This window comes from Photobacterium indicum (assembly GCF_003026215.1).
In the GTDB taxonomy this organism is placed as follows: Bacteria; Pseudomonadota; Gammaproteobacteria; order Enterobacterales; family Vibrionaceae; genus Photobacterium; species Photobacterium indicum.
Genome location: NZ_PYOC01000014.1, coordinates 79795 through 106207, shown reverse-complemented (window position 1 = coordinate 106207; position 26413 = coordinate 79795). Strand labels below are relative to the sequence as shown.

General features: G+C 39.1%; 26 protein-coding genes. 11 read left to right on the top strand and 15 right to left on the bottom strand.

What is annotated here, in order from left to right; translation table 11 throughout:
• Positions 1-93: 93 nt before the first annotated feature.
• From C9J47_RS23675 to C9J47_RS23660, 4 genes are all read right to left on the bottom strand, one after another.
• A complete protein-coding gene (locus tag C9J47_RS23675; RefSeq protein WP_107255702.1) occupies positions 94-3174 on the bottom strand; it encodes a hypothetical protein in 3081 nt (1026 codons plus the stop codon).
• A 55-nt stretch (positions 3175-3229) separates the two neighbouring features.
• Positions 3230-3877, bottom strand: coding sequence for a hypothetical protein (locus tag C9J47_RS23670; RefSeq protein ID WP_107255701.1), 648 nt, complete (start codon positions 3875-3877; stop codon positions 3230-3232).
• A gap of 714 nt (positions 3878-4591) precedes the next feature.
• Positions 4592-4957: a DUF3653 domain-containing protein gene (locus tag C9J47_RS23665; RefSeq protein WP_107255700.1), complete on the bottom strand. Its 366-nt coding sequence runs from the start codon at positions 4955-4957 to the stop codon at positions 4592-4594.
• A 272-nt stretch (positions 4958-5229) separates the two neighbouring features.
• Positions 5230-5520, bottom strand: coding sequence for a hypothetical protein (locus C9J47_RS23660; RefSeq protein WP_107255699.1), 291 nt, complete (start codon positions 5518-5520; stop codon positions 5230-5232).
• A gap of 575 nt (positions 5521-6095) precedes the next feature.
• Between C9J47_RS23660 and C9J47_RS23655 the strand changes: the two genes are divergently transcribed.
• The 8 genes from C9J47_RS23655 (at position 6096) to C9J47_RS23615 (ending at position 11006) form a co-directional block, all read left to right on the top strand.
• Entirely contained in the window at positions 6096-6620 is a 525-nt protein-coding gene (locus C9J47_RS23655; protein ID WP_107255698.1) for an outer membrane beta-barrel protein, read from the top strand.
• Between the two features lie 186 nt (positions 6621-6806).
• Positions 6807-7046, top strand: a complete 240-nt coding sequence (locus C9J47_RS23645) for a hypothetical protein (protein WP_107255697.1) — start codon at positions 6807-6809, stop codon at positions 7044-7046.
• A 234-nt stretch (positions 7047-7280) separates the two neighbouring features.
• Positions 7281-7496: a hypothetical protein gene (locus C9J47_RS23640; RefSeq protein ID WP_006231944.1), complete on the top strand. Its 216-nt coding sequence runs from the start codon at positions 7281-7283 to the stop codon at positions 7494-7496.
• 284 nt (positions 7497-7780) lie between these two features.
• A complete protein-coding gene (locus C9J47_RS23635) occupies positions 7781-8461 on the top strand; it encodes an outer membrane beta-barrel protein (RefSeq protein WP_107255696.1) in 681 nt (226 codons plus the stop codon).
• A 164-nt stretch (positions 8462-8625) separates the two neighbouring features.
• Positions 8626-8970, top strand: coding sequence for an antibiotic biosynthesis monooxygenase family protein (locus C9J47_RS23630; protein WP_107255695.1), 345 nt, complete (start codon positions 8626-8628; stop codon positions 8968-8970).
• Positions 8971-9014: 44 nt separating this feature from the next.
• On the top strand, positions 9015-9701 hold the full coding sequence (locus tag C9J47_RS23625; RefSeq protein ID WP_107255694.1) for a hypothetical protein: 687 nt from the start codon (positions 9015-9017) through the stop codon (positions 9699-9701).
• 101 nt (positions 9702-9802) lie between these two features.
• Positions 9803-10567, top strand: coding sequence for a winged helix-turn-helix domain-containing protein (locus C9J47_RS23620; protein WP_107255693.1), 765 nt, complete (start codon positions 9803-9805; stop codon positions 10565-10567).
• The gene (locus C9J47_RS23615) at positions 10560-11006 is read left to right on the top strand and encodes a hypothetical protein (protein ID WP_107255692.1); all 447 of its coding nucleotides are present in this window, start codon (positions 10560-10562) and stop codon (positions 11004-11006) included. The genes C9J47_RS23620 and C9J47_RS23615 overlap by 8 nt, the downstream gene beginning before the upstream one ends.
• Before the next feature lie 205 nt (positions 11007-11211).
• Here the strand turns inward: C9J47_RS23615 and C9J47_RS23610 are convergent, their stop codons facing one another.
• Positions 11212-11934 carry a PilZ domain-containing protein gene (locus C9J47_RS23610; protein ID WP_107255691.1) on the bottom strand — a complete coding sequence of 241 codons (723 nt, stop codon included), beginning with the start codon at positions 11932-11934 and terminating at the stop codon, positions 11212-11214.
• Positions 11935-12238: 304 nt separating this feature from the next.
• Between C9J47_RS23610 and C9J47_RS23605 the strand changes: the two genes are divergently transcribed.
• Entirely contained in the window at positions 12239-12484 is a 246-nt protein-coding gene (locus C9J47_RS23605; protein WP_107255690.1) for a hypothetical protein, read from the top strand.
• Positions 12485-12623: 139 nt separating this feature from the next.
• On the opposite strand, the gene C9J47_RS23600 is transcribed toward C9J47_RS23605, so the two are convergent.
• The 3 genes from C9J47_RS23600 to matP form a co-directional block, all read right to left on the bottom strand.
• The gene (locus C9J47_RS23600) at positions 12624-13034 is read right to left on the bottom strand and encodes a PPC domain-containing DNA-binding protein (protein WP_107255689.1); all 411 of its coding nucleotides are present in this window, start codon (positions 13032-13034) and stop codon (positions 12624-12626) included.
• Positions 13035-13120: 86 nt separating this feature from the next.
• Positions 13121-13426 carry a DUF3634 family protein gene (locus C9J47_RS23595; RefSeq protein ID WP_011218491.1) on the bottom strand — a complete coding sequence of 102 codons (306 nt, stop codon included), beginning with the start codon at positions 13424-13426 and terminating at the stop codon, positions 13121-13123.
• 94 nt (positions 13427-13520) lie between these two features.
• Positions 13521-13967, bottom strand: a complete 447-nt coding sequence (gene matP, locus C9J47_RS23590; RefSeq protein ID WP_107242911.1) for a macrodomain Ter protein MatP — start codon at positions 13965-13967, stop codon at positions 13521-13523.
• 194 nt (positions 13968-14161) lie between these two features.
• Here matP and C9J47_RS23585 point away from each other — a divergent pair, with 194 nt between their 5' ends.
• Entirely contained in the window at positions 14162-15910 is a 1749-nt protein-coding gene (locus C9J47_RS23585) for an AAA family ATPase (RefSeq protein ID WP_107255688.1), read from the top strand.
• A gap of 68 nt (positions 15911-15978) precedes the next feature.
• On the top strand, positions 15979-16494 hold the full coding sequence (gene fabA, locus C9J47_RS23580; protein ID WP_006231956.1) for a bifunctional 3-hydroxydecanoyl-ACP dehydratase/trans-2-decenoyl-ACP isomerase: 516 nt from the start codon (positions 15979-15981) through the stop codon (positions 16492-16494).
• A 211-nt stretch (positions 16495-16705) separates the two neighbouring features.
• Here fabA and rmf read toward each other — a convergent pair whose 3' ends face one another.
• The 7 genes from rmf to pyrD all read right to left on the bottom strand — a co-directional run bounded on the left by rmf (position 16706) and on the right by pyrD (position 26258).
• On the bottom strand, positions 16706-16879 hold the full coding sequence (gene rmf / locus C9J47_RS23575; protein ID WP_107255687.1) for a ribosome modulation factor: 174 nt from the start codon (positions 16877-16879) through the stop codon (positions 16706-16708).
• Positions 16880-17048: 169 nt separating this feature from the next.
• Positions 17049-19142: a DUF3466 family protein gene (locus tag C9J47_RS23570; protein ID WP_107255686.1), complete on the bottom strand. Its 2094-nt coding sequence runs from the start codon at positions 19140-19142 to the stop codon at positions 17049-17051.
• The gene (locus tag C9J47_RS23565) at positions 19142-21070 is read right to left on the bottom strand and encodes an ABC transporter ATP-binding protein (RefSeq protein ID WP_107255685.1); all 1929 of its coding nucleotides are present in this window, start codon (positions 21068-21070) and stop codon (positions 19142-19144) included. Before C9J47_RS23565 ends, C9J47_RS23570 begins: the two co-directional genes overlap by 1 nt.
• Positions 21057-21365 (bottom strand): glutaredoxin family protein, encoded by a 309-nt coding sequence (locus C9J47_RS23560; protein ID WP_107255684.1) that lies wholly within the window; start codon positions 21363-21365, stop codon positions 21057-21059. The genes C9J47_RS23565 and C9J47_RS23560 overlap by 14 nt, the downstream gene beginning before the upstream one ends.
• Positions 21366-23504, bottom strand: coding sequence for a bifunctional 23S rRNA (guanine(2069)-N(7))-methyltransferase RlmK/23S rRNA (guanine(2445)-N(2))-methyltransferase RlmL (gene rlmKL / locus C9J47_RS23555; protein WP_107255683.1), 2139 nt, complete (start codon positions 23502-23504; stop codon positions 21366-21368).
• 960 nt (positions 23505-24464) lie between these two features.
• Positions 24465-25004, bottom strand: a complete 540-nt coding sequence (locus C9J47_RS23550; RefSeq protein ID WP_107255682.1) for a cell division protein ZapC — start codon at positions 25002-25004, stop codon at positions 24465-24467.
• Between the two features lie 243 nt (positions 25005-25247).
• On the bottom strand, positions 25248-26258 hold the full coding sequence (gene pyrD / locus C9J47_RS23545; protein WP_107255681.1) for a quinone-dependent dihydroorotate dehydrogenase: 1011 nt from the start codon (positions 26256-26258) through the stop codon (positions 25248-25250).
• Between the last annotated feature and the right edge of the window lie 155 nt (positions 26259-26413).

The window sequence follows — 26413 nt, the reverse complement described above, 5'->3', positions numbered from 1 at the left end:
TCAAGCTTCTGGACAATTTCTTGTTAATAAAATTAACTCCACTTTTTGCTTTCGGATAATTTATTGTAATAAGTCTTCCAGAAAAAAATAGTCTCAACGGCAAACTGAAGAGCGCTTTGCATAGACGTCAATTAACTTTAACAGTTCGGATGCTCTTGAGATCGTTGTCGGCACAAAAAAGCACTGTTGAGGATCCAATTTCAATTCAAGATTGGCTGCACGGCGAATAAGACGATCAACATCGGCATATCGTTCAAGTTCAATCAAACGCTTGATCTCCTCATAGATGGTAACAACACCATCAGTCTCTTGTTTCAATAAGTGCTTTAGATGTGACCCCCAGAGAGAATCTTGGCAGTTTGGGAGCATTAGAGAATAAGCAGTACCAAATGTAACAGCATGTCTACCAAAAAATTGTAGTGCTTCCATCATTCTACGACGAGCATAAGTGTCTGTTACGAAACTCCTCTTAAGGTTGGTGCGTATTCGGTCTTGTTCAGCAAACAAAATTTCGTAAATTACTTTGACATTAGTTGAATTAATCGGCACCACATCCTCCCTTTTGAGAATGACTGTTCCATTTTCCTCGAAGATGTCTTGAATTATATCTCTGAATTGGTTGTTCCATACAAACTCAGTTCTTTTGTCAATTCCTGAACTGTAAATTTCATGAGCTTCCTTTGTATCTTTAAAGTCTGGTACAAAATGACCGCATACACTACGATAATCTGCAATTACACCATCCGGAGATTGCACTACCTTTGATGGGTATCTAGCAATGGTGGAGCGTGTCCAATTGAGGATTTTAACCACATCGAAACAAGCATAGCTAGGATTAATTTTTCCCTGAAAAGTGAGACTGAGCTTAGTCGATCCCTTGTTAACGAATATATACTGCGGTTCTGCTATGCCTAAGTGCACTAAGAAAGCTTCATAGCTCAGATTATGAGCTGGCGCATGTGTTTCGAGATCCTCACATTGATCTCTTTCTTTCAAGCAATTATACGTTTGTGGTAAATCCCAAGTGTCACTATTAAGAAAATATTTATTAAGCCAAAAGTCATTTAGGAAGTAATCAGTATGTTGGAAGGACAACAAGTATGCTTGTTCAAAAAAGGCTTCCCATTTGTTCAATGCATATTTGCCGTCTTCACGTAATGAATAGTCTAGGACAAGCAGTGACTGAACCAAGCTTTCCAACCTATCGATTTTGTTGTTAATTAAATTGCAATGAGTTTCCGTGTCGACCGGGGGAATAGAATTCTGATCGAATCTGACTACCGCATCAGTCAGCAGGGTCGTGCCTTTGAGGAAAGCTTGTGCTTCAAATGTTGGGTCTGAAACGCGGTTTCGAAGTTTGTTAACCGCAGCGAGACCTGCTATAAGAAGAGGTTTATCTACTTCAGTCAAGCTAGACATGAATTGCTTTGAATGAAATGGGTAGCGGTCGGCGGATGTGACAATAAACTTAGATGCGCTACTAATATTTGACCACGGCCCATTTTGAATAAGCCTCTGACTGGCTGCATCATCAAGGGATAAATTTAGTATGTAAGGGGGCAGAGTTACAATGTATGACATAAATGTTTCAATATCGGTAATGTACTTACGAATCTCCTGTTTTGTTGTGTAGTCATTTTTCACAAGGGCCTTCTGGACTTCTACGTCCTGTGCCATCTTCCTTAAGTTTGCCGCAGAGGACCAAAGTGAAGTACTTGATATTGTCGCTAAGGAGCTTAGCAGAGAATCCCTAGCGAAAAACGTTGCTGCTCTTGCTTCTTCAATGTGTATAAGTAACTCATCAAGTTTGAACTCAGTTCTATCAGCATGGCGCTTCATCACCCTCTCCATTTCACGGACCGCCAGACGAAGATGCACCAAATGCTTTTCAATTCTCGCAAGTTGTTCAACTATTAATTGTTGATTACTTAAAATAGCATTAATTGCTTTTGCTGAAGAATCTGGAGTTTGGTTGTTGAACATCGATGCTAAAGAAGCTAAAGCCGCGACTGATGCCAGCCCTGATGCAAGGGCAGTTGCCTTGGTTGTGGCTGTATAAGCTATACTGGCCTGAAATGAGAATTCCACAATTCCACTAACAAAAGCGATAGCACGTTGGTCTTCAACGCTGCCAATTGCCTTGGCAATTCGGCTTGTCGAATTAAGCAATGTTTGTGCATAACGTAGTTGTTCTCTGAGTTCGTTGACTTTCTTATCCCGAAGTATTCGATTTTGTACGAATATCTTTTCCAGGAGTCCTTTTTTTAACAGCGTTTTTTTTAGAACGTTTAATATATCTTGGTCTAAAGGTACACCTTGAAGAACCGAGTCAATTATTTCATGTTGAACAGCTAAAATATCGGAACTATAGCGTAGCCTTTCTGCGAGTTTATTGGCGACTTGTTCAGCAAGATCATTCAGCTTAGCGTTTGGTAAAACCGGAGTTGAATTGTTCTTCAGGAATGATGTGAATGTATTCCAATTGGACAGAGTGTTCTGCTTCTGGTTTGAGTTCATACCCATCATTTTGGCTGAAATCCATGCTTTGAATAATGGACTAGCGCGATCATAATAATCTTTAGGGGACCCCTTAGGTGAAGGAAGTTGGGGTGCACTCACTTTGGAAATTTGGTACAAAGGATAGAATTTTGCTAGTTCTCCGTGGGGATTATGATGACTCTCATAGATCAGCCTACCAATACTTCGAATACTATCAGAATTCCATGTAGTTAGGTCTCTCATTCGCGCTTCTAATTCATCGCGTGTCAGGCCGCCGAGTGTCATTCTAACCATATCTACCAAGAGAGGTGTTAGGTTATATTCCAACGAAATACCGCCTGAGAAGATGCCAGTAGAAGGCCCCACTTGCACACCGATCCCTATTTGGGGTATATACTTTTTGTAATAAGCGATGCTATCTTCCAATTGCCAGCTATTTATTATTTTATTGTACTCATTCTCATTTAAGGGATTACCTTGGTTGTTGACGGCAGTAATATAAGCAAGGTTTCCAACCATAAGTCTAGGATCTTCACGTACAGCTTCAAGGTAGTGCTCAATGAATAGATCCCTCCGGATTATTTCTTCGGCACCCTGTGCTTTGGACATTGAAGGATAAAGAGAAAATAGAACAGAAAAAGAAACAAATAGCCTTAGAATCTGTTTAGAGTACATATTTGACTCCTATGATTACAGCCATAGATCAACCCTTAGTCTAGTAGCGTTGATTTCAATTTCTACACTTGAGTTTTTCGCAAACAAGTTGATCGCTGTGATCTGGTGAAATGAGTCGAGAGAGCGCACGAATTACTTTGACAGTATCTCGATACCTCATGGCAAGTGATACGTCTAAAGAACTTTTTTTTAAATCATCAAATTTTATTCTTTTTGTCTGAGACAAATTTGGTCCAGTTGCCGTATCACCCCAACCATTAATATTTATGCAATTATCTGAAAGACATTCCAATGTAAAAAAGCCAGACCACAATCCCAACGAGATTTGGGGATTAAGTTGATCGAGAGGAGCGGTAAAAGTTGTTTCACTGTCTAGTCGGGTGAATTCTGCATCTTTGTGTGCAGGACCGTATCCTTTCTTTGCATTTATAGAGAGCCATCCAGGCTTGGGCTTGTCCACCTCTAGTCGGCATATTTCACGAGAATATGTCATAGATTTGGTCGAGTCGGAGAACAATGGATAAATTTTATTGAAAGAGTAGCAATGATTTCGGCCAATCCTATTCACAAATGTTACGTCAGCTTCTCGATCATAGGTTTTTTCAGGCCTCCCTACACCTGCATCACGAGCTAAACTTAAATCAAAGGCTAAAAGTCCGATCAAACATACTGAAATCCTAAGCAACAATGGCACCTTTTTCATACCACTTCCTTCCCCTTGTACCTATTCCCGAAATATATTCAGCACACCTCTGAGAGAGCTGTGCCAATAAAGCAAGAGACCATGGAAATAGTAGCACATAATATTCACGCAAAAGATTGAGAGCAAACTTGCTGACGTTCAAGAAGACTTCTATGGCAATAACTTATTGTCGAGTAATGAATTTTACTCATTGTTTAATACAAACATTTGTGACCCTAACTAATGTTCATTAGGTTTGCGTTGGGATTCATCAGACCGAACTGTATGGTTCGGAAGGAGACCTATGAGAGGGTATCCATCCAGTCACTGACAGGGGATTTGTTACGTAATGCCCGCTTTGGAAGTTTTTGAGCATCACGGATAGACAGCCTAACCGGAGAAGAGCCGAAAAAGTATTGCAAACCGACTGGTGCGATCTGCTACTGAGTATTTACGTTAACAAAGAAAGGGGCAAAAGCCACTCAATGACAACGTTAGTTCCTGGGAGTTTACGAATGTAAAAAATATCAGACTATGTCTTGTTTCGTTAACTTAGGCTGTTAGACAGTGAGATTAGTTCTTTGTTAAATGGGGGTCTCCAATGGTTAGGATTCAGAGGTGTCCAGTTTGTGGTTCATGCGAATATCTGGAATCGCGTTCTCTTGGGGTTAGGGTTTGCCTTTGTGTGTAGTAATATTTGATGCAGTAAGCAGAGCCGAAGCCCTGCTATCATTTTCATCGAGAGATTAGTCTAGCAACTTTGATAATTTGACTGAGATTCTTTCTATCTCGCTCGGCTCCAATTTCAATCAAGGCATTTCCAGTAATAATCCGGTCTGGTGTTAATGACCATTTATTTGGCGTAATAAGCAGACCTTTTCTAATATTCCATCCTCTCCAATCATCACTTAATGGGTCAAGTTCAAGTCCAGAATACATCCGCATTAACCGTTTGCACTCTGGCGGTATTGGTTTCCCCTTATCCCACAGCGTGACAGTTCTCACACTCTTAAAACAAAGTTTAGCGGTATTTTCTATGCTTAATCCGCATCTGTAAAATCGAAAAATATAGTTTTCTGTAAGTTCATGTGTATTTCGCATCAAATCCTTCTTATCGCAAAGAAATGATTCTAATTGATTGTTTTATAGTTTGTTTTTTGCTTTAACATAAGACGCCATACTTCGCACCGAGGGTGTTAGACCCGTTTAGAAGTATCATGTTGAACTAACGTCAAAGCACCATTTACTTAATATGTTCTGAGGGCCAATGATATATAGATTAGGCAGGTAATAGAAAAGAAAATATCTTGGTAACTTCCCTACCCTTTATTTAAAACAAAGCCCGCTATTGCGGGCTTGGTATATTATTAACATTATAGTTGAGCGTAGATTCGCCTAAGGTGGCTATCACCACGTTTGTAATCAGGTGGGTCGACTAAAAAGGTATCTGTTGTAATCTCAAGTTCTTCTATATCTGAAATGCTACACAAATCCCATTCATGTCCTGGAGTAACATGCTCACCTTGTGTTTGATAACATCTAAGAACTAAACTTCCCTTTGAAGATTCACCAACAGCTGCTGGTTGAGCAATACGGGGAGAACCACTGTATGTGAATTTGATTTCTTGTCTATTTTCAATTGCCGAGATCAGAGTATCAATCATGCAACGCTCCTTTAAATACAGTAAGCAACTCAACTTACGTTACACCCAACACCAAGATATTCAATAAGTTTTTACTCATTTTGCTGGTTATGTCCATCCATTCCCCATTCCAACCTCATGATCAGCTAACCTCTTTTTAAACTCACTCAATACCGATTCATGCGCTTTTACTGTTCGAAAACAGTTGAACCCCATTAATTGAATGCAATTCCAACTAACTTTCTATATTCGTCTTTTTTTTATGATTTTTATTGGAGTAACCATTAAAAATATACAAGTGAAATATTGCCACCAATAAATAATGAGTCTCGTAAATAATGATAAGGATAGATAAGGTATGTTTCACTTTATTACATTCTGAAATGCTCACTTTTTGTTTTTTATATTTATTTTCAACGCTTAATTTATTAATTGTGAAATTAGATGTGAAACTAATTTAATTAACCAATCGACATTTTAATATGGTTGCTTTCTGATATTGTACGCCGTATTAAATTAAAGAGGTAAACATAAGCCATTGAAAAATAGACCTATGATTACCACTAACAACCAAAGAAAATAAAAAGGTTTTATTAATGAAAAACTATATCGCTGCAATTGCTATTATTTCCTCGGTATCAACTTCTGCTATAGCTAATGAATCATTTAGTTTCGATGAGATGAATATTCGTTCTTCTATCGGTTACACCGCAATGGATTATGGCAATACAGATAACAAAGGTTTTAATTTATCAGTAGCTACTGATATCAATGAATATGTTGGAACATCTTTACGCTTTGCGTATTCAAATGGTAATAAGAATCTACCTTCAGGTGATGGTGAAACGACATTTAAAACTGAAACGACAACATACCAACTTGGCTTAATGGCTGAACTTGGTAAAACATTCGAGTTTGGTGACAACCAAAAAATCAAACCATACATTCCTGTAGGTGTGTTAGTACATCGTGATTTTAGCCAATTTGCAGAACATAAGCACAATAGCACTGATGTGTTAGCGGTAAACAGGCTTACTCGTATACTTTCCATTATTACCAACGAATCACTCCATTTTCCCACGTTTTTCCAATTACGCACGCATGCTGACAATTATCAATGATCGTCTTTGATGCTTCTTGCCTACGCTTCAGCAGGCTGATGGTGTGAGATTTCTATTCAAATTAAAATGTAATGACTATTTGTCTACTCTTAAATACATGCTGTCTCCCTATTTATTCTACGCCTTCGTCTATTAATTCATGAATGTTTGATACGCTAATTATATTCGCAAAAAAGATAGATTATTATGAAATGGATTTTACTCGCAGCCTTATTCTTTTGTTTTCCTTTAAATGCTAAAACTGTAGATCAATATATTAAGCAGTACAAAAACCTACCGTGCTCAGGGCTAGTAACAAAAATGAAAGATATAGATAAAAAATATTCAATGGGCAATAAAAAGCAGAAAAAAGAATACCGAAAGCAGAAAAAAGCGTTAAAAACACTGTATTCGAAATATAATTGTGCTGCCAAACAATATCGATGAATGATTGCAATATAACAAATTAAAGCACGAAATACCGCCCAAGAAAGTGACACCGTAACCCTTGGGGTTTGATGGGAATCCTTAGCGTGAGTTGAATCACTTCCCTTGGGTATAGGTACAGAACAACTAGTGACGCTCATCTAACTATTTGTATTCTTAACTATCACCTATAATTGGATAGGAGTAATGTGGTTATTCAAGAATCCGATTGAACATTAATTGTCAGAGGTGATTATGAGTTTGTTTTATGTTGATAAGAAAGCGCAAGATAATGGCGATCATGAAGTTCACACAGCAACATGTACTCACAGCCCTGGTGTAAAAAACTGTGATCCCCTTGGTTACCACACAGCATGCAGTACTGCATTAAATGCCGCGAAAGAAATATATCCACAATCTAATGGCTGCTATTACTGTTCATATTCAAGCTACACTTCTGAAGATAAGTAAGAACAGATGAAGGGCAATTCACACTAATGATTGCCCTTTTTTACCAACAATCTGTATACATTTAATCCCCCTTTATTTTCTTATATCCTCATGATAAACAGTGACGGCGTCACCTAATGCTGGTTCATTTCGTTTAAACAATATGAACCACAATAGTGCAAGTAATTGTTTATAGGCGAATTTAATATTTTTAGCTACTCTTTAATATGAATTAATGCTTCGTGATGTATCGTAAATAAACACTTTAATTTATGGTTCGCAGCCTAATAATTAGGAGTTGAACCATGCTTGTATTAAATGTTAAAAAATACACACCACTACTTGCTGTTATTCTTACAGCAGCCTCTTTCAACACGAGTGCGAATTCTGATTATGATTTCATATCTGGCGGGTTCCAGTTATCATCTTTTGATGAATATATTCCTACAGCCTTAGGTAAAAGTTACGACTACACGACTGGGTATTACTTGCGTGGTAGTTGGAATTTTTATAATAATTTCTTTGCTGAAGTTCGTCATGACTCTACATCTAAAGACAGCTTGTCGATAACACAGACGACTGCTGGATTAGGCTATTTTCATCCTTTCAACGACAATTTTTCATTATATGGTCTTGTCGGTGTTGATGAAATTGATGTTCAATTCGACGTCAATAAATTTGTGCATCAAGCTGATATTAGTATCTCAAGCATGAATGGCTATGTTGGAGCAAAAGACAATGCACTTACAGTAGAACTCGGTGCTAAATTCAATGTTCTAGATGCTTGGCAAATTGAACCAGCAATCAGAATGGCCGATTATGACGAAAAAATGTATGAATTACGATTAGCAAATACTATTCGTATTACGAAAAATATAGGTCTAGAGGCAAACTTTGCTCACCGAGCATTAGGCGCGAATACATTTGGTCAAGAGCTTAATATAAGAGAGATGAATTACCAAGTTGGTATGCGTTACACGTTCTGATATTAGAAACTGTTGAAAAGGTGATCTTAGTATTGCCTTCTCATTTTATTATTCTTAATTCACATGAATTAAATGATTCAAGGCTTCTTATAAACGCTGACTCTGGTAGATTTCTTCTTGGCTCATCCTCTAATTAAATAAACGAGCCGATAAGGAAGAAATAAATGAAAATACAATTATTAAGCCTATCACTACTCTGCTCTTCATCTGTTCTAGCCCAAGATATTACTTTAATTAACCCTTTTGAAGTACCAGCGGTGCATGAAGAGGCAACCATTGAGCATTGGGAGAAAGCCCGTGATTTTCTTCAGACTCAACCTGGGTATGTTTCAACTCAACTGCATAAGTCATTACAGCCTAATAGTACTTTCTTCTTGATCAATATTGCTAAATGGGAATCTACAGAAGATTTTCAACGTGCTATTTCAAACATGCAAAAAGTAATTCCAGCACTAGAACTTGATGGTGTGAAGAATTATCCCGCCTTGTATGAAGTCATTCGTAATTAAACATCTCACGATTGCTGAATCATAATGTTAAAGAAGGATATACGATGAAAGCTAAAACGATAATAAGATTAATTGCAGCCCCTTTATTACTAGTTAACGCTATGTCTGCCAATAGTGCAGCCTACGGTGTGAGTACCGAGTGGAAAACAGAAGATCCTCAGCAGATATTTGAGACGATGACTGCGCAAAAAAGTGCTTTTTCTCAGCTAATAGATGCCGGTATTATTCACGATGTATTTGTTCGTAAAAGTGTTGTCGGTGATAAAGAGTTCCCTATGATTCGTTTCGTTATTGAAGCTGATAATGAAGAGTCGGTAAAGAGTATAATTAGCCAACTTCCCTTTTCTAAAAAAGACTTAGTCACAATTGTCGATGCTAGAGATCTTGGGAACAAGTGGCTAAATACAGAACTGGTTCAAGAAAACTATGCGATTGAACTAGAATGGACAGATGCACATTCTCCCTATGTTGTTGACCAAATTTTAGGTAAAGATTTACAGCAAGTTGTTGACTGGAATACCAGTGGTAAAGTGACATCTTCCTATCTGAATGTTCAAAAAGTAGAAGATAAAAATTCTGCCAACAGTGAAAAGTTAAGACCTATTTATTCTATTGCGGTATTAGCGAAAGATGAGAAAGCAGCAAAAGAGATGGCCATGAACCTTGAAGCTGTAAAATCTGGTTTAGCGACTGTAAAGATAATGCACCTAGGATTCAAAATGAACTTATAACGCTGTATTGATTGTTCTAATACCAATAAGATAAAATCACACTGCTTTCAGGTTTGTTCATTCAAACCTGTTTTTTTGTACCTGTCTATGAGTTAAAAACAATGTTCAATGAGCAACCTTTGGCCACATATTCTACAATCGGCAATTATAATATTGATACTTTGACTCAAACTGTTACTCGTACAACCGATCAACAATCGATTAAATTATCAAAGTCTGAAGTACTTATTGTTGCGTTATTATCTTCGAATCATGGTGTTACGATTTGTAGAGAGCATTTACTTGAGTGTTGTTGGCCAGGAAAAGTCGTTACACATAGCTCTTTAACTGTTGCGATTAAAAATATACGCAATGCTTTTGCGGTAATCGGTGAAGATAATATTATCGTTACCGAACCTAAAAAAGGTTACTCAATACGCCTGCAAGAAAATGATGCGCAATTACATACACTAAAATTATCCTCAAATGGTATCGGCCCTTTACCTGAAACAGTATTACCATTGAACATTGAACAAACAGCCCACTTTACAGAGCATGAAAAGATAAACGTAAAATCAACGACTCTTATTTTTGTTAAAAACCATTTTGTTTCCGTTGTTTTTTTTCTACTCACGTTAGTTGTTTTCAGTAAGTATTTTTTGTTTGTCGAGCATACCAGCGTGAATGGGATAAGTACTTTATACGATGGCGTAGATATTCCAGAGCGCATATCGTTATCTGTTAATAGTATTCCCAGCGATATGTCAGAATTGATAGTGTATCCACTTGGTGGCCTTTGCTCATCTTTTCAAATTATCGGTTTCAATGATATGAGTATTGTAGATTTTACAGCAAAGATAGATCAAGGTGATTGCAACAATGAGTAAGTTAGTTGGAAAAATAATAACGGGAGTTGTACTTGCCCTATTGTTCATTGTTTTGTTTGGTTCAGCATCAGCCTTATTAACTAAGAATTCATACCGCTTTTCTAGTCAGTATGATGGCTATGGAAAAGAAACACTAAAGATTACTTATAATCGCGGGCGTATGAAAATGCAGTTTATAGGCAAAGACACTAAAGACGCTATCGTTATATCGAAGCAGTTTTTTGGTTTTTTCCTACGCTTTGGCTCACATTACTATTTATATGCAACGGAACAAGACGGTGCAGAGAAACATCAAAGTTTTACAGTCCGTAGTTTCTTTATAAAGAATGTGAATAAGAGCGATGCTTTTTTGATTTCAGATCAGAGAGGCGTTTTTGTCGCAAAAAATGGATCACTAATTAATCTGAATAGTGTTCTTATTGGTACAAGTGGCTCATAAATCAATTGTTACAGCGTCACGCGCTGTAACAAACCCCTTCTTTTTCCCCGAGTTATAGATAAATCTGTGGTGATATATAACGAAGCTGTTTAAATTTCTTATTAAAATAAAGTTATAGTGCATTAGGGTAATCAGCGTGACCGCGTAATCTATAGTGCCAGTGTTGAATGACTCTCTTTGATTGAAATCGTTAATACAACAATCATTAAGCTTTAAATGACAACCGAGAGCCATCAAAAATTAGCTGTGCTAATAACTGTTTCGTTATATCTTGCCCGTCGTTATCAAATAGAACACCACAATTATTTAATCCACTCATTTTTTGCGCACTACGCACTACACCGGTAAGGCGGTAATTTTGTCCTGTTACTGGGTGTTTCACAACAATGGTTATTTTATTATCGGTATCAAATGAAGGACCATTCGAACCGTAAACGAAGCAGCACCCTTTTGATGACAAATCTTTAAATTCCACCAGCAAAAGGCGATTGGAAATTGAGACATGACCTTGTAATTTCACTTCATAACGCGCCTCGCTACGAAGCTGTGTTAACCCTATAATTTGTGGAATTCTGAGCGTGATCATTCGCTCGGGTTTTTGAATAATATTATCCATTTGAGTTTTGAATCTGACTATCGCCCCTTCGCCACGGTCGGAAATTGCCTTAATCGATACCCAGTACCCTTCACAAAAATAATCACCTAAATCATGTGGGCTGACTTCTGGTAAAGCCAAAATAAAATAATCGGTACCATTAGATCCAATGAATGTCGTTTCGCATTGAAACAAGCGTCCTAGCGGGGTTTTTATACTAATCGTAATACTACTACCATGGTTAATCATACATATGCCGCGTATACCAGGCACTGACTCTTCACTACGTTTAGCTAAAAGCCGTTCTCTTAGCGCATTTCCATTTACATTCAAAAGACAATCCTACCGCTTTCGGCTATTAATAATAATCATTATATTTATAAGCTATCAGAGTGTAGTGATGTGGCTTTAATTATCAAGCAGATCGTTACAATATAAGGAAAAAAGCATTGATGACCTCGTAAAATTTAACCTAAACATTCATTATTGGTATCTATATAGAGATTTTAAAACACATTCACCTTAAATAATGCAATCAAAAATCAGTATGACCTATTATTCCCGCCGAAGGAAATGCAATCATTCTAGGTAATAGACATAATAATAAGGTAAAATGCTCCCTTAACAAGGAGTATTAATGGCTATTACGATTCGAGATCTAGATCAGCATTATTATATGATCGAAGATTTAAAAAAATTAACTAAAAGTAACGTTACAACAAAAGCGCTTATACAAGGCGGTTACCTTGCCGTTGATCTTGGTAAGCAGCTTGAAGCTGAAATGGAATTACGGATAAAAGCAGAAGATGAATTGAAACAATTAAAAGAGAAATTAACCAACTATATTGAAAGCCAGCGAGCGCTTTTCGGCGCAATCAACTAACCCATTTTTCTTTTTATATTAAACACGGTTGCTATACCATCTAGACAAGTATCTGACCATTTACTTATCCAGAATGGTATTACTATTTTGGGTTTCTACTTTGTATAAATAGGTTTAATCAAAGCATAGAAACCCACTTTTAGATGAATTTGGTATTATTATCAACCACCAGCTCATCAAAACCCGTTGCTGCATCGTATTCACGAGAAAAGTGTTGCTCAGTAAAACTCAATAAACAAATCTCAGCAGTGTAAGACACTAGATTCCCATCCATTAAATGACCACCAAATACCCTGCCTTCTTTATCTGCAACAGAAATATGAAGGTGAACATGATCAGCCGTTAATGTGCCAGAAAGTGTTAGAATTTCTAAAGGTCCATCAAGCGTCAATGATTTAGACTCATCAGCAAGGCGTATACGCGCTGTCGTTAAACATCCCGCACAAGATAAAAGTGAGCCTGCTTTAATGCTATTCGCCTTCACATAGGCTAAAACAGAGGCTTTTAAATCGTCCCCTTGAGTTAATCGAAGGGCATGAGGTTGAATCATAAGATAAGCATTTCCATATTAAGCGGATACAAAAACGGCCTCATTAGAAGCCGTTATCAGATAACTACATTTTAAAAAGGTAAAGATTAGGCGCGTCGACCTTGTTTCTTATTCGTACCAGTATGCGGGAACACATTGTGTATACGTTGCTTTACCTTACTTGGCACAGTCTTTGAAAAGGTGATCTTTGTTGTAAAGCGATTTTTGTAGACTTTAATTTGACCAGAGAACGGCTGCTTATGCGCTATCTCTTTACAGCCGACCAAAAAACCATGGGGAATATCCCCTTTTGAATGCGTCAGTTCACCGTCTTTGAACTTCATCGTCATTACAGGACGGTCTTTAAAAACAAGAAAAATGACGGCAACGGCAAGTATGATGACATATTCCATTCAATGATTCCTTTTTGTACGTTTTATTATAAGCCTATATCAGTTTGAAAATTTTACTGTAACGAATCTAATATTCACTACAAATAGATCACTCTCAATCTAATAGATCTGATAAATCTTTACGGATGTCTGAAACCGTCTTAGTGACTGTCTCTGTGCGATTGCTCTCACTCAACAAGTATTCAATCGTATCTGATAACGTAGAGCCCAGTTCTTGTGACTTCTCTGCTAACTTTTCCCATACACGATAGTCAAGATCGATCGATTTCTTACGCGTATGTACCTGCTCCGCATTGAAATGACGCTTGCGTTTTGCTCGAATAGCTTGTTTCAGCTTATTTTCAAGCTCAGGAGACATATGCTTATCAATCCACTCAATCACTTTTGTCGGTTCGTGTTCAATGGTAAGTAAAGATTGAATAGCAGCTTCGGCTTCACTCGAATCGATATGACAGGTGATTGCCTCTCCTTCTTTCCATTTTTTGACCAAGTAAGTCCATTTCCAACCGGCTTCGAGGTTTTCAAGTTGCTGATATTTCATAAAAGGGGATAATTCTCAAAAGTCCAAAACAAACAGTGACAGCGTAACTGATTCTAGATAAAAGCTCAATTACATCACGATATTAACTGTTTGTTTTCTCACAAACTCAATATCCTGCATATCTAACTATTATGAGGGCATTGATTCCTTTATACTGCTGTCCTTTTCACAGTAACGAAAGAAAGCACAAGTCTATGCATGAAGAATCCTGGCGTACAATGATCCCAGATTACTCGAAGTACCAAACAATCATGGAAGATTATGAGAATCTTCAGCCTGCCCCTGTAGGTACTTTGCAAGACCGTCTTAGTGACGCCGTTCGCCGCTTCACCGCAATTGAACTGCAACCTCGCGTTCTTCGTATTACTGCGCCTGACAACAAAGTCTATCGCGATTACGTGATTGAGCTACTCGCTAAATATGACGTAGAGAACAAGAAAAAAAAATCACAGCAGGTTGATTCTGAGGAGCAAATCAATAACAAAAATCAGAATGCAGAATCAACGGTTATTATTGCTGGCGAAAATGTGACTGAGCTAAGCCTTTTTGGTGCGGTTTATCCCCCTTCTGAAGATGGGAAAATTTCGAAAGCTCAAGTTAAGCATGGCCTTGTTCATCAAGCGAACAATGGCTACCTTGTGCTTTCTGTTACAAGTATTTTAAGTAATCCTGCATTGTGGCCTCGATTAAAAAGCGTCTTAATGAATGGTGAGCTGGAATGGCAAGCTGCCTCTCATAAAACTCTTTACCCACTGCCGGTGCCTGAAAAGCTGAATCTGAAGCTTGTCGTAATGGGCGATCGGTATTTAATGGGTGAATTTGATAACGGTGAACCCGATTTCACATCCGGTTTTTCAATGTACAGTGAATTTGAGCAAGACTTACTTATTTCAGAGCAAAGTCTTCCTTCCTATCTTGCTTACGTAAAAGCCATTATTAACAAAGCAGGTTTACCTGACCTTGCCGATGCTGACGCGATTAATGTGTTATTAGCAACGGGCGCTCGCCATGCTGAAGATCAAACGCGTGTTCCGCTTTGTCCTATTTGGCACCAAGGGTTAATTTCTGAAGCGGCTATTGAAGCTGACGGGCACACGATTACTGCTGAAAATTTAAAGTCTTCGTTAAAAGCACGTCATTTCCGCGAATCATACTTACCTGAACGTGCTATTGAAGATATTCATCACGGTCAAGTGGTTATTGATTGTAAAGGCGAACAAATTGGCCAAGTGAATGCTTTAACCGTTATCGATGTACAAGGTCACCCTGTCTCTTACGGAGAACCCGCACGTATCTCTTGTGTTGTACACTTTGGTGATGGTGATATCTCTGATGTTGAGCGTAAAGCAGACCTTGGTGGTAATATTCACGCTAAAGGCATGATGATAATGCAGGCTTTTGTGAGTGCCGCGCTAAACTTAGATCAAGCATTACCCTTCTCTGCCTCTATTGTATTCGAACAGTCATACTGCGAAGTCGATGGAGACAGTGCATCGTTAGCTGAGCTATGTACACTTGTTTCAGCATTAGCGATGCAGCCAATCAATCAACAAATTGCCATTACAGGTGCAGTAGACCAATTCGGTCGTGTACAAGCAGTAGGCGGCATTAACGAGAAGATTGAAGGTTTCTATAAGGTTTGTGTTCACCGTGGCCTAACAGGCACTCAAGGTGTCATATTACCGAAAACAAACTTAAGTCATTTATGCTTAAATGAAGATGTCCTCGAAGCAATAAAATCAGGACAATTTCATATTTGGGCTGTTGAAAACGTCGACGAGGCTGTTCCGCTAATTATGGGAAAAGCACTAAGAGGCGAAGAAAACGACAGTGATACAATTCTTGCGAGAATTGCAATGCGAATAGATGCCTTCCATCATGGTGAAGAGCCTAATGATGTCAGTTGGTTATCTATTATCCGCAACTGGTTTGGCCAGCACTGATCCGAGTTGTTTAGCGTACACGTGTACGCTAAATTGCTCTCATACTTTCTTGGAGCAGTAAGAATCTGATGAAACGCCAACAATCTTTTGAATACGATGAATTAGTAGCATGTGGTAAAGGTGAACTTTATGGTCCAGCTTTCCCTTCTTTACCTTCTGACAATATGCTGATGATCGATCGCGTGATTGAAATTTCAAGCGAAGGTGGCGAGCACGGTAAAGGCTTCATTCATGCGGAATTAGACATTAACCCTGACCTATGGTTTTTCGATTGTCACTTTAAAGGTGACCCTGTAATGCCTGGTTGTCTTGGCTTAGATGCAATGTGGCAGCTAGTTGGCTTCTTCCTTGGCTGGCAAGGTGGCGAAGGTAAAGGTCGTGCTCTTGGTGTAGGTGAAGTTAAATTCACAGGTCAAATTCTACCAACAGCAAAGAAAGTAACGTACGACATTCAGCTTAAGCGTGTTATTAACCGTAAGCTTATCATGGGCGTTGCTGACGGCCGTGTATTGGTAGACGGTAAAGAAATCTACGTTGCTAAAGATTTAAAAGTAGGTCTATTCTCTGACACTACAAACTTCTAAGTCGCCCCCTTTGGGTTCACTTACAAGTACAAAAAGGCTGCTATTATGCGGCCTTTTTTCTGTCTGTTATTTAATACCCCGTAACTAACAAGCGCCTAATTTACCCCTTTGATTTTAAAGTCATATACAGTAAAGACTAGTAAATTACAGGCAATAAAAAGCCCCTTCTCCTATGGGGCTAAATAAGGGTTCTTTCTATGAGGGAGGGATATTATTTATAGAGACCTGTTTGCAATTCCTCTCTTGCGTCTCGCCAACCACCAAGCCAATTAGTACGGGCGTCCACACCTTGGTACGGACACATTTCATTAGAACGGCCATTTAAGCCAGCTTGATACCCGCGAGCCTGCGCACGTTCTAATCGATCCCGCTTTTGTCTCTTCATAGTTCGTCCTCAACCTTATTTATATTGTTTCACTACAGTTTCGTAATGATGGAGTTTTGGTGACTCCAAATATAAGAATTAGCGATCTTCACTATTTTTTCAACCTCAGAAACAACTAAGGCTCACAAATTGTGAGCCTTAGTGAAAAATAAATAATTATGACAAAAATTTATTTTCTTCTTCTGAAACCAAATAGACCTAGCAGTGTCAAAGCAAACATGCCAAAAGAAGCACCAGAACGTTTTATCGTTCCTGATTCTTCTGGACGTACATCAACAGTACCGTCCGGAATTGGCACAAGTTTAACGGCAACGACTCTTTCTTTACCTACACCACCGCCCTTACATTGAGCTTCATTACTGAACGAATCATAACCACCATCACACATAAACGCTGTTGCAGATATAACACCCGCATCGTTAATATCCGTCGCTTGCGCAATTCTGTATTGGTTATTATTAGCGACTATCGAATTTGATTCATCGCCATATGTAAGGTCGTTGATCATCCAAGACCCACCAGCAGTCAACGGAGAGCCAGCAATCGCGGTATCACCAGCAATATAAGTGAATGCTCGTTGACGACGTTCACGACCATCAATCTGATTGACGGTTTCAGAATCAACCCAACCAACAACTTGGTTATTACCATTTATTGCACTTGGACGACCGTTAGAACCGTCAAAGAAAATATTAGCATTCACATTTGAATCTAACATTTTTAATGAATCATTCTGGTTGTCATAGATAAAAATAGCTTCAGCATATGATCGATTTGCAGCTCTAAAGTTCTTGCCAACACCTACAACTACGTTATTGGCATTGATATCTGTCGCTACTGTATAGCTATAAATACGATCACTACCCCTTTCAATATCAATTCCAGGGATAAATTTCTCTGTCCAAGTTAAGCTTGATCCCGCCGCCTTCGATTCAAAAATTGCAGCTCGTGGCGCATAGTAATCGTTATCAACAGAGTCAGTAGCAAAACCCACCGCGATTGGTAGGTTATTCACCAATGAAATAGCCTGAGCTGATGCTTGATATGAACGATTTTCACTATCAACATCTAATACAGGCAGGCTCGGTTTTACAATTGCAGAGGCTGTAACTTTACCAGTAGTTGCTGAATCCACTAACCAAAAAGCTGCTTGATTCGCAAATGTACTGAATTGGCATTCATATTTAGAGTAAACATTAGCAGCTGTTGGAGTTGCTGCGCAAGTTTGAAAATCAGTACCACTAAAACCTAAGCCACTAACATTAATATCATCAGTATTAGGCACTTTATCTGAATCATAATACCAATTCTTACTATCTGTAGTGCCTCTATTATAATAAAAGCTAGGGGCATAAGAAGCAGATCCAACCACTAATAACTTACTGCCACTACCGCTATCATAAATAACAGCATCATTAGCTAATGTTTGCCCCATTTGTTCAGCTAACTTATCATCAGGACGATCAATGCTAGCTGCTGGAGGTGTTAATTCAGTTTTATTTGCACCAGCGTTAACAAAACCACGCTTATCGAACGCACGAGCATTTCGGCCATCTTTCGAAAAATACGCAGAGCTTGTAATACCGTAGACGTAATCAGTGCCAGCTTCTGCAACAATACCATTAACAACAGAATTTGGTGTTACATGGCTACCACTATCAATGATTGTACCTAAGACAGCTTTATCTGCATCACTATACCCATCAGCAGAATTTGCAAATGTACTAAGTGTCTCGCCATAAACAATAGCTGACGCATTTGAATAATAGCCAAGAGACCAAGCAGCCTGCTCGCGTTGAAGCCCACCTAAGCCAGTACGATCATCCGCTTGTTCTCTGTTATAGGCATTACCATAGTACTGCGCTTCAGACCACACATTGCAAGTGTTGAACCCAAGATTATCATTACAATAACGCTCGAACTCATTTCGATCATTTATGTGTTGATAATTGTCCGTTAAAAAAGCAATGGTATCTCGGTAATTGATGCCATCTGTACCTCTACGGCTTTCCCCTACAACCTTATATTCATCTGCATCACCACAGTCTGTTGTAAAACAGTTTTGTGATGTTGAGGTGGCTTCAATACCTTGACCATAAAATTCAACAGAGTTACTGCTCGTATTCGCAGTCGGGAAATACTGTAATGATTCAGCACCACTTGTATCTGTAACCTGTACCACTTTATACACAGCGGCATTGGCACCAGTAGCACCGGCGATAAGTATCGCCAGTGTAGAAAGCTTTAACATCTTATGTTGCATTAGGATTCCTTTTGCATTGCCTCTAATTCTTCCCAGCGCTCAAATGCTACTTCAAACTCTTGCTCTGCTTCTGCAAGGCGAGCTAATGTTGCTTCAGTATCATTCTTTACGTCTTGGAAGAATGCAGGATCATTAACTTGTTCCTGCAGTTGTGCAATTTCATTTTCCAATTCTTCAATTATAAGCGGTAGACCTTCTAGCTCTTTTTGAAACTTATAAGAAAGCTTCTTTTTTGGCGTAGAACGGGTTGTCTCTCGCGGCTTATTATTTTCTTGTTTTTTCTTCGCCAGCTCAAATTCAGCAGCCTGATTTTTCGCAATATTTGTTAGAGAGTTAGCACGTTGCTCTTGAGCGTCATGATAACCGCCTACGTATTCGTCGATAACCCCATTGCCTTCAAAAATCCAGCTTGTCATCACAGTATTATCAACAAACTGACGATCGTGGCTTACTAAAAGTAAAGTACCCTGATAGTTGGCAAGTATTTCTTCTAAAAGTTCCAATGTTTCGATATCTAGATCGTTTGTTGGTTCATCGAGAATTAATAAGTTATTTGGTTTTAAGAATAATTTCGCCAGTAACAGACGGTTTTTCTCACCACCAGAAAGTGCTTTCACGGGTGTACGAGCACGACGAGGATGGAATAAGAAGTCTTGTAAATATCCTAATGCGTGACGTGTTACACCATTAACGGTCACTTCTTGCTTACCATCAGCAAGGTTATCCATTACGGTTTTTTCAGGGTCTAATATTTCACGATATTGGTCGAAGTATGCGGCATCAATCTTAGTACCACAGTGGAACTTACCCGATGTTGGGGTGAGTTGCTCTAGCATTACTTTTAGCAATGTACTCTTACCACAACCATTTGGTCCGATAAGTGCGATACGGTCGCCACGCATAACAGTGAAGCTAAAGTCTTTGATGATTGGCGTATCACCATAGCTGTATGAGATATTCTCAGCTTCAAATACAATCTTACCAGAGCGTTTCGCTTCTTGAAGTTTCATGTCGGCTTTACCAACCACTTCACGGCGTTCACTGCGCTCATTGCGTAATGCTTTTAAAGCACGAACACGCCCTTCGTTACGAGTACGTCGAGCCTTAACGCCTTGACGGATCCATACTTCTTCTTGTGCTAGCTTTTTATCAAATTCTGCGTTTTGTTCCGCTTCTACTCGTAGCATCTCTTCTTTACTTTCAAGATACAGTTCATAGTCACCAGGGAAAGAAACAAGTTTACCGCGATCTAAATCAAGAATACGTGTCGCCATCGAGCGAATGAAAGCACGGTCGTGAGAGATAAAGATGATTGAACCACGGAAATTCTTAAGGAAACCTTCAAGCCATTCGATAGTTGCAACATCTAAGTGGTTGGTTGGCTCATCAAGAAGTAAAATATCTGGGTTACATACCAATGCACGTGCCAACGCAGCTTTACGTTGCCAACCACCCGATAGATCGCTAAGCATTGTATGCGGGTCAAGGTGCAAGCTTTCTAATACAGTCGCTATTTGGCTATCAAACTGCCAAGCATTCGCATGGTCAATTTTTTCTTGCGCTTTCATCAACTTGTTAAGGTTTGATTCACTTGGGTCAACGCCGATTAAATCCAATAAGTGGTGATATTCTTTTAGTACCTTACCCACTTCAGCCAAACCTTCAGCAACATAATCAAACACATTGCCTTGTGCATTACGCGGTGGATCTTGTTCTAGGCGAGAGATTGTAAGCTCTGTCTGACGCTGAATACTACCATCATCAAGCAATACATCGCCTGTAACCACTTTCATAAACGTTGATTTGCCTGCGCCATTACGGCCCACTAAACAAACACGTTCATTGGGTTGAAGAACGAACTCCGCCTTATCAAGTAAAGCGTGATCACCATACGCAAGTTGCGCGTTACTAATATTAATTAAAGCCATTGTTTTTTAACCATGCTGCAAGGTCGGCACTATCAAACGGCCAACCAAGTTCAGAAATTGAGTGTGTAGATTCATCAGAAACAATGTCTGCGGTTACAGAACAAGCATCTGAAGACGTTGATATTACGGGGTTTATGGATACAACCGGTATTGTTACGCCGTAACGTGAAAAGAGCACGTCATCAAAGGCAACATCTATTACCTGAACGTGCTCTTGTACCCCTGCCTCTACAAGCAAGCTATAAGCTTGCTCGCAAAGGTGGCATCCTTCCGTGCTATAAAGGGTTATCAGCACTTAACCTTCCTTGTGAGTGATAATCCAGCAGTTATGAATGTGCTTATTCTTCGCAAAATCCATTGGCAGTGTTTTATCAGAAATGTTCTTAGCATCCAAACCAAGTTCATTCAATTTTTCTAAATCCATTTTGAACTGACGTTTATTGTTTGAGAAAACAATTTTGCCATCAGTACGTAGCATGCGCTTCAAGTTTTCCATTAGCATGATGTGATCACGCTGAATATCAAACGTCTGCTTCATACGCTTAGAGTTAGAGAATGTTGGCGGATCAATAAAGATAAGGTCAAATGTGTCATCAACTTCTTGAAGCCATTGCAAGCAATCCGCTTGAATAAACTCATGTTGATCACCAACTTGGTTGTTAAGCTCCATGTTTTCTTGAGCCCAACCAAGGTATGTGTTTGACATATCGATAGTTGTAGTCGATTTAGCACCACCGCAAGCAGCATGTACAGAGGCTGAACCGGTGTAAGCAAATAGGTTAAGGAAATCTTTCCCTTTCGCCATATCACCTAACATTTTACGCGTTATACGGTGATCTAAGAACAAACCTGTATCAAGGTAATCGTAAAGATTAACCTTAAGGTCTACGCCATATTCGTTAACGATAATGTGACGCTCTGCATTTGAAAGCTTCTGGTACTGATTTTTACCCTTCTGGCGCTCACGCACTTTTAGAATAACTTTATCAGTTTGAACACCAGTAACTTCAATTGTTGCACGTAACACGTCCATAATACGACGACGAGCAATCTCTTCAGGTACGGTTTTAGGTGCGGCGTACTCTTGAATAATCAGGTAGTCATTGTACTTATCGATAGCTGCATTGTAATTTGGCAAATCAGCGTCATAAATGCGGTAGCAGTCAATACCTTCTTTCTTTGCCCATTTATTCAGCTTAGTAATGTTCTTTTTAAGACGGTTAGCAAAATCAGGCGCAACGTTATCTTGCTCAACATGGCCTTCAGCTTCACCTTCTTCTTTCTTAACGCTACCAGCTGTAATCAAATACGTTTTAAGTACACAGTCTAGTGCACCGTTTGGTAGTTTGAATTGCTTATCAGCACGCATACGTAAGCAGCTAAGTAATTCGTTAGAACCAGAATAGATAGACGCAGATGAACCCGCAAACGCCAGTTTAAGACGATTACCAAGTTCTGTGTATAAGTTGATTAATTCAGGTGTTGTACCTAAACGCTCACCGTATGGTGGGTTACAAATAACAATACCAGCATCATAACCTTCAGGGGCTTTCAGCTCTGTCGCATCACCCTGTTGGAAATTAATCAGTTCTTTAACACCCGCACGGCCAGCGTTATCACGCGCAATGGCTAATACACGGTGCTCTAATTCAAAACCAAAGAACTTAGTCTGAACTTTAGCAGGACCACGACGTGCTTTAACAGACGCTTCAGCATGAATTTCAAGCCATGCATCTTTATCGAAATCTTTAATTGACTCAAAGCCCCAACGCTTACGTTTAAGACCCGGTGCAATATCTGCCGCCATCATTGCAGCTTCAATCAACAATGTACCTGAACCACACATTGGGTCGAGTAACGGTTGACCTGGCGTCCAGCCACTTTTCAGTACTAATGCAGCAGCGTGCGTTTCACGTAATGGCGCACGACCTGCTTCAGTACGGTAACCACGTTGGTGAAGACCACTACCCGCCATATCAAGACCTAACACACCTTTTTCGCCAGATAGACGCATGTGAATACGTAGATCAGGTTGTTCACGGTCGATATTAGGACGACGTAGGTCTGCTTTCGTGAAACGATCGACGATAGCATCTTTAACTTTCATTGCGCCGTATTGGCTATTACGGATTTCACGGTTTGTACCGTTAAAATCTACGACAATACGTGTAGCGTTGCTGAAATACTCAGTCCAATTGATCGCCGCAGCGCCAAGGTACAAGTCCATGTCGTCACGAACGGTAAATTCGCTAAGAACTTGAATGATACGAGACGATATACGTGTCCATAGGCAACAACGGTAAGCGGTTGACTGATCGGCTTTAAAACGTACACCGGCATGAACAACTTGAATGCTCTGAGCACCAAGTTGTTCTAATTCTTCTGCAAGGAGGTTTTCAAGACCTCGAGATGTAATAGCTAGATATTGATTCATGGAATTCTTTTCGCACTTATGTTGCCGGGAATTATAACGTAAAACAGACTAAATGCCTCTCTATTCCCCATTGCATACGCATTATTTGGTTAAAAAATAATGAAATAACGATTTTTCGGAGCTGATGGGCTTCAGAACATAGCAACCATCGCTCACTCAACACCATCCACCAGTGGAAACAATGGTGTCCCCCCCCTAATTAAATAATGCGGTAAGTATTCATAAAACACGCCAATTGATTATCCACACACAGAAACAACCGCCCAACCAATTGATTATAAATGAATTAATAGCCAATTAAATTATGAAATACAGTAAATCTCACACTATATAGCGATATATCGCACTAGACGTCATCGTGAATAAAAACTCCCCCCACATACTTTCCATTTTGGAAAGTGTTAAGATGCGACCAGCGATCGGCGTGTAATAAAATTACGCAAATGAGGAAAAACAGGAAGTTTTCTTGTTTATTCACGCTTAGTTTAGCAATGAGTGTCAGTAATTTGACGCGATTTTCGCCAAAAGGAGGCAAAAAAAAATACCATTTATTAGTCAATAACTGGATTAGCCTCACCAAACATGTTTGTTTTTTATACAAAAAAACGTTTCCCAGTACTTATTATCAGATGCTTAGATTCATCAAGCGCCACTTTCATCAGACGCTTAATGCTTTAGATTGTAATAATAAAATTGAAGGCTGGGTTTAAATTGAAGGTAGAAGGTGAAAGATGGTGTGGCGACAAGATATAATGTCCCCTAACCTCTCAAATAATGATGAGCATTGATATGAATTAATGGATTGGGTATGTGTGTGGCAGAGATTAGATACGCAGAAGGCTTATAGACAGGAGTATCGATAACTCTAGATACATGACTTTATATGGGTTGTTATAGGAATTGTAGTAAGAAAAAATCAGCTAATACGTTCTAAAGTGACACTATTAACCAATTCACTAATTAACCTACGAGTGCTAGGTTCAGCATCACGTCTTCTTCGTAAGCAGTTATACGATCGTTCATAACCTTAATAGTGTCACAAAAGCGCATTTCCTTAGTGCTAGACAGCGCTAAAGGCTCTACATCGACCATCATACATAGGCTTGCACAGCCGCTATTCTCAATAACAATGAACTTTGCCATACCTAAAGGTGTTTGAAGGGTTACGATGTCACCATTCTCAGGCTCACAGCTTACTGATTGAGTATCAAAAAACCAACTTTTGGGCATCATCGGTTTATGGAATCGACTGGCTGCAACCGCATTTAGTGCTAATTCAGCTTTACGCGGTTCAGATATCTCTAAATGTGAAACGTTTTCTTTATAGTTCTGGAAAATAGAGGCGTCATCAACAGTAAATTCACACTGTTCACTCGCCGAAGGGATAAGATGTTTTGCTGGAATACCTACACGAAAAACCATATCACTTCCCAAATCTAACATTAGGGAATTATCCTTAAGGTCGAAATACCACATCCATGAATTATTTGGTTTTAACACGTAAACGCTCCAGAAACAGTTCTTTGTACTACGTATCTAACAATACAGAAAAAACTTTAGGAGAATTTTACGGGGGTTAGGATAAAAAAAAAGGGGAATAAATATCCCCTTTTTGTTACATGAAAATGTAATTTTGACAATTTTCAATGATATTTTAGCTACCGAGAACTAAAAGGTGGAACTTTTTCGAAAGCAGTACTTAAAAAGGCCTTTCATCAAAGTTCAATTTAAGAAATGGTCAATTTAAGAGTTCGTCACGATGTCTTTTACCAATTTTGGTCCGTGATAAATGAAACCAGAATAAATCTGTACAAGCTGTGCGCCAGCATTCATTTTTTCACGTGCTGAAATAGCAGAATCAATACCACCCACACCAATAATTGGTAAAGCGCCATTTAACTCTTCAGCTAAACGACGGATAACCTCAGTACTGCGATTTTGTAACGGACGACCACTTAGCCCCCCCATCTCATCACAATGTGGCATACCTTTAACCAATGTACGATCTAATGTCGTGTTAGTACCAATCACGCCATCAATTTTATTTTTGATCAAAGATTCTGAGATTTGCACAATTTCATGATCTTCTAGATCGGGAGCGATCTTCAGTGCTATCGGAACATACTTACCGTGTTTAGCTGCCAGCTCTTCTTGTTTCGCTTTTAATTGAGACAAAAGATCATCAAGCGCCTCTCCATATTGAAGAGAGCGAAGCCCAGGGGTATTAGGTGAAGAAATATTTACCGCAATATAGCCAGCATGCTCATAAACTTTATCCATACAGATTAAGTAATCTTCTGCACCCTTCTCGATTGGTGTGTCTTTATTCTTACCGATGTTAATACCGATAACACCGTCGTATTTGGATTTTTTTACATTCTCAACCAGATTATCAACGCCCAGATTATTAAAGCCAAAGCGATTAATAAGCCCCTCAGCTGGGAGTACGCGGAAAAGACGTGGTTTCTCATTTCCTGATTGTGGACGTGGCGTTACTGTACCCACTTCTACAAAACCAAAACCCATTGCGCCAAATGCATCAATACATTCGCCATTTTTGTCTAGGCCAGCAGCCAATCCAACAGGGTTTTTAAATTTAATACCCATGACTTCAACGGGGCGATCAGGTACATGTTGACGATAGAAGAGATCAAGCGGAGTGCCGGTAAAACGAGAAAAGTTCTGAATAGCAAGATCATGCGCCTTTTCAGCATCTAGCTGGAAAAAAACGGATCGTGCGAGGCGATAAATCATTGTCTCTCCTTATAAAAAGCTCCAAATAAACGGGCTTATTATTCACAGTTATCCCTTCTACTTCAATGACTATTTACACCATTTGTATCAATAAAACAATTACTTACATTTAGGCGTTTATTTACAATGAGTTACAGCTTCAAATTTGTCATTAA

Bases quoted from the DNA above. Each gene is read 5' to 3' on its own strand.
- C9J47_RS23675 (WP_107255702.1), bottom strand. From the start codon at position 3,174: ATGTACTCTAAACAGATTCTAAGGCTATTTGTTTCTTTTTCTGTTCTA.
- C9J47_RS23670 (WP_107255701.1), bottom strand. From the start codon at position 3,877: ATGAAAAAGGTGCCATTGTTGCTTAGGATTTCAGTATGTTTGATCGGA.
- C9J47_RS23665 (WP_107255700.1), bottom strand. From the start codon at position 4,957: ATGCGAAATACACATGAACTTACAGAAAACTATATTTTTCGATTTTAC.
- C9J47_RS23660 (WP_107255699.1), bottom strand. From the start codon at position 5,520: ATGATTGATACTCTGATCTCGGCAATTGAAAATAGACAAGAAATCAAA.
- C9J47_RS23655 (WP_107255698.1), top strand. From the start codon at position 6,096: ATGAAAAACTATATCGCTGCAATTGCTATTATTTCCTCGGTATCAACT.
- C9J47_RS23645 (WP_107255697.1), top strand. From the start codon at position 6,807: ATGAAATGGATTTTACTCGCAGCCTTATTCTTTTGTTTTCCTTTAAAT.
- C9J47_RS23640 (WP_006231944.1), top strand. From the start codon at position 7,281: ATGAGTTTGTTTTATGTTGATAAGAAAGCGCAAGATAATGGCGATCAT.
- C9J47_RS23635 (WP_107255696.1), top strand. From the start codon at position 7,781: ATGCTTGTATTAAATGTTAAAAAATACACACCACTACTTGCTGTTATT.
- C9J47_RS23630 (WP_107255695.1), top strand. From the start codon at position 8,626: ATGAAAATACAATTATTAAGCCTATCACTACTCTGCTCTTCATCTGTT.
- C9J47_RS23625 (WP_107255694.1), top strand. From the start codon at position 9,015: ATGAAAGCTAAAACGATAATAAGATTAATTGCAGCCCCTTTATTACTA.
- C9J47_RS23620 (WP_107255693.1), top strand. From the start codon at position 9,803: ATGTTCAATGAGCAACCTTTGGCCACATATTCTACAATCGGCAATTAT.
- C9J47_RS23615 (WP_107255692.1), top strand. From the start codon at position 10,560: ATGAGTAAGTTAGTTGGAAAAATAATAACGGGAGTTGTACTTGCCCTA.
- C9J47_RS23605 (WP_107255690.1), top strand. From the start codon at position 12,239: ATGGCTATTACGATTCGAGATCTAGATCAGCATTATTATATGATCGAA.
- C9J47_RS23600 (WP_107255689.1), bottom strand. From the start codon at position 13,034: ATGATTCAACCTCATGCCCTTCGATTAACTCAAGGGGACGATTTAAAA.
- C9J47_RS23595 (WP_011218491.1), bottom strand. From the start codon at position 13,426: ATGGAATATGTCATCATACTTGCCGTTGCCGTCATTTTTCTTGTTTTT.
- matP (WP_107242911.1), bottom strand. From the start codon at position 13,967: ATGAAATATCAGCAACTTGAAAACCTCGAAGCCGGTTGGAAATGGACT.
- C9J47_RS23585 (WP_107255688.1), top strand. From the start codon at position 14,162: ATGCATGAAGAATCCTGGCGTACAATGATCCCAGATTACTCGAAGTAC.
- fabA (WP_006231956.1), top strand. From the start codon at position 15,979: ATGAAACGCCAACAATCTTTTGAATACGATGAATTAGTAGCATGTGGT.
- rmf (WP_107255687.1), bottom strand. From the start codon at position 16,879: ATGAAGAGACAAAAGCGGGATCGATTAGAACGTGCGCAGGCTCGCGGG.
- C9J47_RS23570 (WP_107255686.1), bottom strand. From the start codon at position 19,142: ATGCAACATAAGATGTTAAAGCTTTCTACACTGGCGATACTTATCGCC.
- C9J47_RS23565 (WP_107255685.1), bottom strand. From the start codon at position 21,070: ATGGCTTTAATTAATATTAGTAACGCGCAACTTGCGTATGGTGATCAC.
- rlmKL (WP_107255683.1), bottom strand. From the start codon at position 23,504: ATGAATCAATATCTAGCTATTACATCTCGAGGTCTTGAAAACCTCCTT.
- pyrD (WP_107255681.1), bottom strand. From the start codon at position 26,258: ATGATTTATCGCCTCGCACGATCCGTTTTTTTCCAGCTAGATGCTGAA.